9 protein-coding genes are annotated in these 9,734 nt (G+C 72.0%); 5 read left to right on the forward strand and 4 right to left on the reverse strand.

Annotation, left to right across the window (positions count from 1 at the left end):
- Nucleotides 1-6: 6 nt before the first annotated feature.
- Together ABZ434_RS07765 and ABZ434_RS07770 are read left to right on the forward strand one after the other, a co-directional pair.
- Nucleotides 7-1,203, forward strand: a complete 1,197-nt coding sequence (locus ABZ434_RS07765; protein WP_359132893.1) for a lipid-transfer protein — start codon at nucleotides 7-9, stop codon at nucleotides 1,201-1,203.
- Nucleotides 1,204-1,300: 97 nt separating this feature from the next.
- Nucleotides 1,301-2,722 carry an MFS transporter gene (locus tag ABZ434_RS07770; RefSeq protein WP_359132894.1) on the forward strand — a complete coding sequence of 474 codons (1,422 nt, stop codon included), beginning with the start codon at nucleotides 1,301-1,303 and terminating at the stop codon, nucleotides 2,720-2,722.
- A 12-nt stretch (nucleotides 2,723-2,734) separates the two neighbouring features.
- Here ABZ434_RS07770 and ABZ434_RS07775 read toward each other — a convergent pair whose 3' ends face one another.
- From ABZ434_RS07775 to ABZ434_RS07790, 4 genes are all read right to left on the reverse strand, one after another.
- Nucleotides 2,735-3,367: a response regulator transcription factor gene (locus ABZ434_RS07775; RefSeq protein WP_359132912.1), complete on the reverse strand. Its 633-nt coding sequence runs from the start codon at nucleotides 3,365-3,367 to the stop codon at nucleotides 2,735-2,737.
- 104 nt (nucleotides 3,368-3,471) lie between these two features.
- Nucleotides 3,472-4,662 carry a sensor histidine kinase gene (locus ABZ434_RS07780; RefSeq protein WP_359132895.1) on the reverse strand — a complete coding sequence of 397 codons (1,191 nt, stop codon included), beginning with the start codon at nucleotides 4,660-4,662 and terminating at the stop codon, nucleotides 3,472-3,474.
- A gap of 11 nt (nucleotides 4,663-4,673) precedes the next feature.
- Nucleotides 4,674-5,396, reverse strand: a complete 723-nt coding sequence (locus tag ABZ434_RS07785; protein ID WP_359132897.1) for an ABC transporter permease — start codon at nucleotides 5,394-5,396, stop codon at nucleotides 4,674-4,676.
- Nucleotides 5,396-6,340, reverse strand: a complete 945-nt coding sequence (locus tag ABZ434_RS07790; protein WP_359132898.1) for an ABC transporter ATP-binding protein — start codon at nucleotides 6,338-6,340, stop codon at nucleotides 5,396-5,398. The genes ABZ434_RS07785 and ABZ434_RS07790 overlap by 1 nt, the downstream gene beginning before the upstream one ends.
- 284 nt (nucleotides 6,341-6,624) lie before the next feature.
- Here ABZ434_RS07790 and ABZ434_RS07795 point away from each other — a divergent pair, with 284 nt between their 5' ends.
- The 3 genes from ABZ434_RS07795 to ABZ434_RS07805 all read left to right on the forward strand — a co-directional run bounded on the left by ABZ434_RS07795 (nucleotide 6,625) and on the right by ABZ434_RS07805 (nucleotide 9,629).
- On the forward strand, nucleotides 6,625-7,497 hold the full coding sequence (locus ABZ434_RS07795) for a MaoC/PaaZ C-terminal domain-containing protein (protein WP_359132899.1): 873 nt from the start codon (nucleotides 6,625-6,627) through the stop codon (nucleotides 7,495-7,497).
- A 73-nt stretch (nucleotides 7,498-7,570) separates the two neighbouring features.
- On the forward strand, nucleotides 7,571-8,647 hold the full coding sequence (locus ABZ434_RS07800) for a Zn-dependent alcohol dehydrogenase (protein WP_359132900.1): 1,077 nt from the start codon (nucleotides 7,571-7,573) through the stop codon (nucleotides 8,645-8,647).
- 40 nt (nucleotides 8,648-8,687) lie between these two features.
- Nucleotides 8,688-9,629 carry a 3-oxoacyl-ACP reductase gene (locus tag ABZ434_RS07805; RefSeq protein ID WP_359132901.1) on the forward strand — a complete coding sequence of 314 codons (942 nt, stop codon included), beginning with the start codon at nucleotides 8,688-8,690 and terminating at the stop codon, nucleotides 9,627-9,629.
- The last annotated feature ends 105 nt before the right edge of the window (nucleotides 9,630-9,734 follow it).

The following is a 9,734-nucleotide window of genomic DNA, read 5'->3' on the forward strand; positions in this document are numbered from 1 at the left end:
CACCCCATGAAGGCATACATCGTCGGTGTCGGAATGACGAAGTTCGAGAAGCCCGAGACCCGCGACTGGCAGTACTGGGACATGGTCCGGGAGGCCGGTACCGCCGCCCTCACCGATGCCTCCGTCACGTACGAGGACATCGAGCAGGCCGCCGTCGGCTACTGCTTCCAGCCCTCCACCGCCGGGCAGCGCGCCGTCTACGAACTCGGACTGACCGGCGTGCCCGTCTACAACGTCAACAACAACTGCGCCACCGGCTCCACCGCCCTGATGATGGCCCGCCAGTTCGTCGAGGGCGGCGGCAGCGACTGCGTCCTGGCCCTCGGCTTCGAGAAGATGGCGCGCGGATCGCTCGGCGGGGGCGGGGCCGACGGCGGCGCGGGCGACTTCAAGACGTCTCCGGTGGCCCGGCACTACGGCATCATGGCCGCCGCCCACGGCTTCGAGATGACCCCGCCCACCGCACAGATCTTCGGCAACGCCGCCCGGGAGCACATGGAGCGGTACGGGACCACGGAGGCGCAGCTCGCCGCGGTCGCCGCGAAGAACCACCGCCACTCGGCCGGCAACCCGTACGCCCAGTTCCAGGACCCGTACACGGTCGACGAGGTCCTCGCCGCCAAACCGATCCACCGCCCCCTCACCCGGCTCCAGTGCTCCCCGACCTCCGACGGGGCGGCGGCCGTCGTCGTCGTCTCGGAGCGCTTCGTCGAGCGGCACGGCCTCGGTGACCGGGCCGTCGAGATCGCCGCCCAGGCCATGACGACCGACACCGACGCCTCCTTCGCCTCCGGGACCTGTATCGACGCGGTGGGGCTGCCCATGTCGCGGGAGGCGGCGCGGCAGGTGTACGAGAGGGCCGGCATCGGCGCCGCCGACCTCGACGTGATCGAACTCCACGACTGCTTCTCCATCAACGAACTCCTCACCTACGAGGCGCTCGGACTGTGCGGCGAGGGCGAGTCCGGGGCGCTCGTCGAGTCCGGCGCCACCACCCACGGAGGCCGCTGGGTGGTCAACCCGTCCGGCGGCCTGATCTCCAAGGGGCACCCGCTCGGCGCCACGGGCATCGCCCAGGCCGCCGAACTCACCTGGCAGCTCCGGGGGGAGGCCGGGCCCCGTCAGGTTCCGGGCGCCCGGACCGGACTCGCCCACAACATCGGCCTCGGCGGAGCGGCGGTGGTGACACTCCTGCGGCGCTGAGGCCTGGGTGGGGCCCGAGTCCTACGCCGCTGGACCGAGGCCGGGACGGTCCGGAAACCGATGTACGGGGCGCAGGGCGGCTGCGAGTATGACGCGCATGGTTGACGTCTCGACGCGCACACGCAGAACCGGCCCGGACCGGCCCCGTACCTGGGCGGTCGTACTCGCCGCCTGTACCGGCCAGTTCCTCGTGGTGCTCGACGTGTCCGTCGTCAATGTGGCCCTCCCGTCGATGCGCACCGACCTCGGGCTGAGCGCCGCGGGCCTGCAATGGGTGCTCAACGCGTACTCGATCGCCTTCGCCGGATTCATGCTGCTCGGCGGGCGGGCCGCCGACCTCTACGGCCGCAAGCGGATGTTCCTCGTAGGGCTCGGCCTCTTCACAGCCGCCTCCCTCGCCGGCGGACTCGCCCAGGAGGGCTGGCAGTTGCTCGCGGCCCGGGCCACCCAGGGGCTCGGGGCGGCCGTGCTCGCCCCCGCGACCCTGACCCTGCTCACCGCGGCCGTCCCCGAGGGGCCCGCCCGTACCAGGGCCATCAGCACCTGGATGGCAGTCGGCGCGGGCGGCGGCGCGGCCGGCGGACTCATCGGCGGGGTGCTCACCGACACCCTGTCGTGGCGGTGGGTCCTGCTCATCAACGTACCCATCGGGGTGCTCGTCCTGATCGGCGCCGCGCTGCGGCTGGCCGAGGGCCGGGCCGGTGAACGCAGCCGGCTCGACCTCCTGGGCGCGGTACTCGTCACAGCGGGCCTGGCCTCGGTCGCGTACGGCATCGTGCAGACGGAGGAATCGGGCTGGACCGCCCCGGCGACCCTCCTGCCGCTGCTGGCCGGCCTGGCGCTGATCGCCCTGTTCGTCCTGGTGGAGGCCCGGACCGGGAAGCCGCTGATGCCGTTGCGGGTGCTGGGGGCCCGGGCGGTGGCTTCGGCGAACGTGGCGATGTTCGTGATCGGCTCGGCCACGTTCTCGATGTGGTACTTCATGACGGTGTACGCGCAGAACGTCCTGGGGTACACCGCGCTGGAGGCCGGACTCGCTCTGATGCCCACCTCGGTGGCCATCGTCCTCGGCTCCAAGTGCGCGCCGCTGCTGATGGTCCGCACCGGCGCGAAGAACCTGGCGCTGATCGGCACGGCGATCGCCGCCGCGGGCTTCGGCTGGCAGTCCACGATGACGTCCGACGGCTCGTACCTCACCGCGGTCTGTCTGCCCGGCGTCCTGATGATGGCCGGCACGGGCCTCGCGGCCACCCCGCTCGCCACCCTCGCCATCTCGGGCTCGGCCCCCGGCGAGGCCGGCCTGGTCTCCGGGCTCGTCAACACCTCCCGCACGATGGGCGGCGCCCTGGGACTGGCCGTACTCTCCACGGTCGCCGCGGCCCGTACGGAGGGTTCGGCCGACCCGGTGGAGCTCACGGCCGGCTACGCGCTGGCCTTCCGGACGGCGGGCGGGGTGCTGCTCGGCGGACTGCTGCTCATGGTCCTGTGGCTGCCGCGCCACGGGTCGGTCAAGCGGTGAGGGCCACCCGTTTCAGAGCCACCCCTGCTGCCGGGCAGCCCTGACCGCCTCCATCCGGTTGCGCGTGCCCGTCTTCCCGATCGCCGCGGAGAGGTAGTTGCGCACGGTCGACTCCGACAGGTGCAGCTTGAGCGCGATGTCCGCGACCGTCGCCCCGTCCACCGAGGCGACCAGAGCGTCGCGCTCGCGCGCGGTCAGCGGGCTCGGTCCCGCGCTCAGCGCAGCGGCGGCCAGGGCCGGGTCGATGACGGTCTCCCCGGTCAGCACCCGGCGGATCGCCCCCGCGAGCTCCTCGACCGGGCCGTCCTTCACCAGGAACCCCGCAGCCCCGGCCTCCATCGCGCGCCGCAGATACCCCGGCCGGCCGAAGGTGGTGAGGATCAGCACCCGGCAGTCCGGCACCTCCTCCCGCAGATCGGCGGCCGCGTCCAGGCCACTTCGGCCCGGGAGCTCGATGTCGAGGAGCGCCACATCGGGCCGCGATGTCAGCGCGGCGGCCACGATCTCGTCGCCCGCCCCCACCTGGGCCACCACCTCGATGTCGGGCTCGAGTCCGAGCAGCAGGGCGAGCGCACCGCGCATCATGCCCTGGTCCTCGGCGAGCAGCACCCGAACGGACTTGGACGGACGGTGATCCTGCGGCATCTCGTTCACGGGGAACAGACTAGGGCGGGCGGTCGCACGTGGTGCGGTGTCTGCCGCGCGTGTGCGACGGCGCCGCAACCCGTGGGCCCGCCGGGCCAGCGCCTTCACGGTGCCGGGGGCGCGGCGCCGTCCTCTGCCCCCGGAACATCAGCCGGGAGCTCCGCCGTGACCACGAAGCCGCCTGCCGGTCCGGGGCCCGCCTCCAGGGAGCCGCCGGCCACCGCGAGGCGTTCGGTGAGGCCCTTCAGGCCGGTGCCGCCGATGCCGGGGGCGGGCGGGGCGGCCGGGGTCCGGCCGTCGTCGGTGACCGTCAGACGGACCCGGTCCGCGGTGCCCTCGACGACGAACGCGCAGGTGGTGGCGGTGGAGTGGCGGACGACGTTGGTGACGGTCTCCCGGACCACCCAGCCCAGCAGCGCTTCCGTCTGCGGCGCGAGCGGTGTGCCGGAGCGGCGGACGGAGGGTTCGATGCCGGCAGCGGTCAGCGCGGACCTGGCCCGGTCGAGTTCGGTGGCCAGACTGCCCTCGCGGTAGCCGGACACCGCCTCGCGGATCTCGGTGAGCGCCTGCCGGCCCACGGACTCGATGTCGGCGACCTGGGAGAGTGCCGCGTCCATGTCGCGTGGCGCGAGCCTGCGCGCCGCCTCCGATTTCACGACGATCACCGAGAGGGTGTGGCCCAGCAGGTCGTGCAGATCGCGGGAGAAGCGCAGCCGCTCCTTCTCGACGGCCGTCCGGGCCAGTTCCTGCCTGGTCGAGCGCAGTTCCATCACGGTCTCCGACAGCGTGAGGATCGCCGCAGTCACCGCGCCGGAGATGAACGTTCCGTAGCCCAGCGTCCACGGCGTCGACGTGCTGTCGTCGCGCCACACGGCGATCAGGCACGCGGCCACGGCGAGGCCGAGGAGCCCGGCGGCGAGCCAGCGGTGGCGCAGGATGGTTCCGCACGCCAGCGAGAGCAGGGGGAAGAACAGCAGCCAGCTGCCTCCGTAACCGATCGCCAGGCCGAAGGTGATGACGGCCATCGCGCCCAGCAGGACGTACGACACCGGGCTCTCGCGCTTCTCCTTGACGAAGCCCCGGAACACCACCGAGATATAGAGGGAGTTGAAGGCGAGCAGCCCGATGCCGCCGATCCACGGACTGGGGGTCTCGCCCTGGAACAGGTTGGAGAAGGAGCCCAGGCCCATCAGCAGCCAGGGCAGCAGGGCGTACGGCCCCGGCGGGCCGGGGCGGCGCCCCTCCCTCCGCCGTCGGCGCCGTTCCTTCCGTGCTTCTCTTCCGTTCCCGGACATGTCCACTCCCGTCACACGGTCCTCGCGGACCGACGGTACGAGACCACGGCGTACGAGCCGAACAGCAGGAGCCACGCGGTGAGCACGCCGACGGTCGTGACGCCGGGCGCATGGCCGTCCGTGGCCGCCCAGCCCAGGTCTGCGAACCGGTTGGCGGGGGTGAACCTGCCGACGGAGCGCAGCCACCCGGGGAGCAGTTCCAGCGGGAACCACAGTCCGCCGACGACACCGAAGCCCATCAGACACGCGACGTTGACGACCCCGGTGCCCTGCGGGGTGAGCCGGTAGCCGTTGCCCAGTCCCAGCAGGGTGAAGGGCAGGGCGCCGATCCAGAGCAGCAGGATCAGCGCGGCCCACTGCCAGGCGGCGAGCCGTACCCCGTTCACCAGACCGCCGGCCAGCAGCACGGTCAGGATCGTCGGCAGCACGGTCACCGAACCGCTGACGGCCCGGCCGACGACCGCGTGCGCGGGGGAGAGCGGGGTGATCCGCAACTGCTGGAGCCAGCCGAGGGACTTGTCGGAGGCGACGCCCGTACCGATCGACATGGCCGAGCCGAGCGCCCCGTACGCGGCCATGCCGACCATCGAGGCGGTCTTCCATCCGTCGACGCCGTCACCGCCGCCGATGTTCGTGAAGATCAGGTACATCATCACGGGCATTCCGGTGCCGAAGATCAGGAAGGTGCCGTCACGGAGGGTGCGGCGGATCTCGAGCACGACGTAGCGGTACATCAGACGGACTCCTTCGCGGGCCGCGGGGCGCCGGCAGCGGGCGCGGTGAGGGAGAGGAAGGCGGCCTCCAGGGTCGCCACGGACACCTGGAGGCCCCGGATCAGGCCGAGCCGGGCGAGCTCCACCACGGTGGCGTCCGAATCGTCCGTGTGCAGCACCGCCCGGTCGCCGGTCACCTCGACCGTCACGACACCGGGCAGCAGTTCCAGGCCCGCGGTGGACCGGCCCGCCAGATCGAAGGAGACCTGGCTGTGTCCGGCCGCGGCCTTGATGGCCTCGCCGCTGCCGTCCGCGACGATCCGGCCGCGGTCGACGACGACGATCCGGTCGGCGTTCTCGTCGGCCTCCTCCAGGTAATGGGTGGAGAAGAGCACGGTGTTGCCGCGCCGGGCGTAGGCCCGCATGGAGTCCCAGAACGTGTGCCGCGCCTCCACGTCCAGGGCGGCCGTCGGCTCGTCGAGCACGATGAGCTCCGGATTCCCGGCCAGCGCGACGGCGAACCGGACCCGCTGGATCTGGCCGCCGGAGAGCTTGTCGATCCGCCGGTTCGCATACTCCGCCACGCCCGCCAGGGCCAGCGCCTCGGTGACGGGCATCGGCTGCGGGTAGGTGGAGGCGACGAACGTGATCAGCTCGCGGACGGTGACCCGCTGGATGGGCCGCCCGTCCTGGAGCATGGCGCCGACCAGGCCCGCCCGTACCGCCTGTCCGGGGGTGCGGCCCAGCACGCGCACACTGCCCGCGTCCGGCTCGTTCAGCCCGAGCAGCAGGCTGATCGCCGTGGACTTTCCCGCACCGTTGCGGCCGAGCAGGGCGACGGTCTCGCCCCGCTCGACGGTCAGCCCGATCCCGTCCACGGCCCGCACCCGCTGCCCCGGCCTGCCGAAGGTCTTCACCACCCCGGTGAAGACCACCGCGGCCCCGTCCCCTGTCGTCTGCGTCATACATACGACGCTACGGAGCCCGGAGATGCCGCGGCAGAGGCGCATGTACGGACTCCGCGATGACAAATGTCATGGCCCGCAGCGGGGTGAAAACGCCACCCCACAGCCGATCTGACGAAACGTCAGCGGTCTTCACAAGTGCTGGGCGCTGCGTTATACATAGGGCCAACCGGCTAGAACGCGTTCTAGAACGGGCGTGGTCTCCGGTCCCCGCACGACCTCGGTGCGGCCGACGGTGCGGACGGCCGCACCGAGGTCTTTCACCGTCGAGGAGCAGCTTCCCCATGCCCATTGATGCCGAAAAAGCTCTCGCTGCCGAACCCAGGACCAGCCGGATCAGCTGGGACCACAAGGACGTCCAGCTCTACCACCTCGGGATCGGCGCCGGGGCCCGCCCCGACCTGGCCGACCCCGCCCTCGACCCCGGTGAGCTGCGCTACACGCTGGAGTCCCGGCTCCAGGTGCTGCCCTCCTTCGCCACGGTCGCGGGCGCGGCGACGGCCATGGCCGGTGGCCTCTCGGCACCCGGTGTCGACGTCGACCTCGCGGCCGTCCTGCACGGCGGGCAGAGCGTACGGGTGCACCGGCCGGTCCCCGTGCGGGGCAGTGCCGTGACGACCTCGAAGGTCGCCGCGGTCTACGACAAGGTCAAGGCGGCCGTGCTGGTACTGCGTACCGAGGCAGCCGACGACGAGGGCCCGTTGTGGACCAGCGACTCGCAGATCTTCGTGCGCGGCGAGGGCGGATTCGGCGGCGAGCGCGGCCCGTCCGAGCGAACGGCCTACCCCGCCATCGCCGGCAACCACGTGGTGGAACGGCCGGTCCGCCCCGATCAGGCGCTGCTCTACCGCCTCTCGGGTGACTGGAACCCGCTCCACGCCGACCCGGAGTTCGCCGCGAAGGCGGGCTTCGACCGGCCGATCCTGCACGGACTGTGCACCTACGGCATGACGCTGAAGGCCGTGACCGACACGGTGCTCGGCGGCGACGTGACCCGCGTCCGTTCCTACCGAGCCCGGTTCACCGGGGTGGTCTTCCCCGGGGAGACCCTCCGCATCGAGATGTGGACCTCCCCGAACCAGGTGCGGGTCGAGGTGCGAGCCGTGGAGCGGGACAACGCCGTGGTCCTCGGTGACACCTTCGTCGAGCACTCCTGAACCCGGACCTGACCCGAACCCGTACCCCGTACCGATTCCCGCAGCACCACACGCCCGTGAGGGGAGCCGCACCATGCGCGCAGCCGTACTGCACGAGATAGGCCAGGACAAGCTCGAAGTACTCGACGACGTCGAGGCGGTGGGCTTCGGCCCCGGCAAGGTCAGGCTCCGTATCCGGGCCACCGGCCTGTGCCACTCGGACGTCTCCGCGATGAGCGGGGTGCTGCCCCAGCCCGCCCCCTTCATCCCGGGCCACGAGGGCGCGGGCGAGGTCGTCGACGTCGGTGACGGGGTGACCGGGCTGAGCGCGGGGGACCGGGTGCTGGTCTGCTGGCTGCCGGCCTGTGGCACCTGCCCGGCCTGCAAGCGCGGCCAGACCCACCTGTGCCTCGCCGGTTTCATGAACGCGGGCACCCCCAACTTCAAGCGGCCGGGCGGAGATGTCTTCGGCTTCGCCGGCACGGGCACCTTCACCGAGGAGGTCGTCGTCGGCGCGGGCTGCGCGGTGCCGATCCCCGACGACGTGCCGTTCGAGATCGCCGCGCTGATCGGCTGCGGGGTCACCACCGGCCTCGGTGCGGCCATCAACACCGCGAAGGTGGAGGCCGGTTCGTCGGTCGCGGTGATCGGGTGCGGCGGTGTGGGCATCTCCACCATCCAGGGCGCCCGGGTGCAGGGAGCCGCCCAGATCGTCGCCGTGGACCCGGTGGCCTCGCGGCGGGAGGCGGCCCTGCGGTTCGGCGCGACCGAGGCCGTCTCGCCCGACGAGTTCGCCGACGCCAAACAGCGCATCACCGCGGGCGAGGGCTTCGACTACGTCTTCGAGGTGGTCGGCAAGTCGGTCACGGCCCGTACCGCGTACGAGCAGACCCGGCGCGGCGGCACCCTCTGCATCGTCGGCGCGGGGGCCATGGACGACAACTTCCAGGTCAACATGTTCGAGCTGTTCTTCGACGAGAAGCGGATCCTCCCCTCCATGTACGGAGGCGGTGACGTGCTCAGGTCGTACGAGCGGGCCATCGCGCTCTGGCGGGCCGGACGCATCGACCTGGAGTCGATGATCACTCACCGGGTGCGGCTCGACGGCATCAACGACGCCCTCGACCAGATGCGGACCGGCGAGTCGCTGCGTACCTGCATCGAACTCTGACCCACCGCGCCGCTCCGACCCGAGAGGATCCCGAGAACCGATGTCACTACCCCTGGACGGACTGTCCGCCATCGTCACCGGTGCAGGCCGCGGCCTGGGACGGGCCGAAGCGCTGGAACTGGCGGGGCTCGGCGCGGCCGTCGTCGTCAACGACTACGGACAGCCCGGCCGCGACGGCTCGGGCGAGGCCTCCGCCGCGCCCGCCGAGGAGGTCGCCGAGGAGATCCGCGCCGCCGGCGGCCGGGCGGTCGCCCACCTCGGCGACGTCTCCGACCACGAGCAGGCCCGCGCCCTGGTGACGCTGGCCGTCGAGACGTACGGCCGGCTCGACATCCTGGTCAACAACGCGGGCATCCTGCGCGACCGGATGATCTTCTCGATGACCGAGGACGAGTGGGACTCGGTCATGCGGGTGCACCTCAAGGGCCACTTCAACACCACACACTTCGCCGCCGCGCACTGGCGGTCGAGGTCCAAGGAGGCCGGCCGACCGGTCTACGGCCGGATCGTCAACACCTCCTCGGAGGCCTTCCTGGCCGGCTCGGCGGGCCAGCCCAACTACGCGGCGGCCAAGGGAGGCATCGTCGGGCTGACCACCTCCACCGCGCTGGCACTGGCCAAGTACGGCGTCACGGCCAACGCCATCTGCCCGCGCGCACGGACCCGGATGACCGAGGACGTCTTCGCGGGCTTCCAGGAACCCCAGGACGGGCGCCTCGACGCGCTCGCACCCGAGCACGTCTCACCGCTCGTCGGCTACCTCGCCTCACCGGCGGCCGCCAAGGTCAACGGGCAACTGCTCGTCGTGCACGGCGGCATGGTCGCGATCGTCGAACGCCCCCGGGTGGCGGCGAAGTTCGACTCGTCGAAGGAGACGTTCTCCTTCGACGAGCTGGACGAGCTGATCTCCCCGTACTACGAGGACCGGCCGCCGAACGAGACGTTCGCGGCCGCGGAGGTGCTCGGCCTCAGACGCGGCTGACCCGCCCGGGCGCAGAGGAGGGGGCCCCCCGCCCGCCGGCGGCGGGGGGGCGCCGCCCCCCCGGCGCTATTACAGGGGGGGGGGGGCCCCCCGCCCGCACCCCCC

It is taken from the genome of Streptomyces sp. NPDC005761 (assembly GCF_040630635.1).
Lineage (GTDB): Bacteria > Actinomycetota > Actinomycetes > Streptomycetales > Streptomycetaceae > Streptomyces.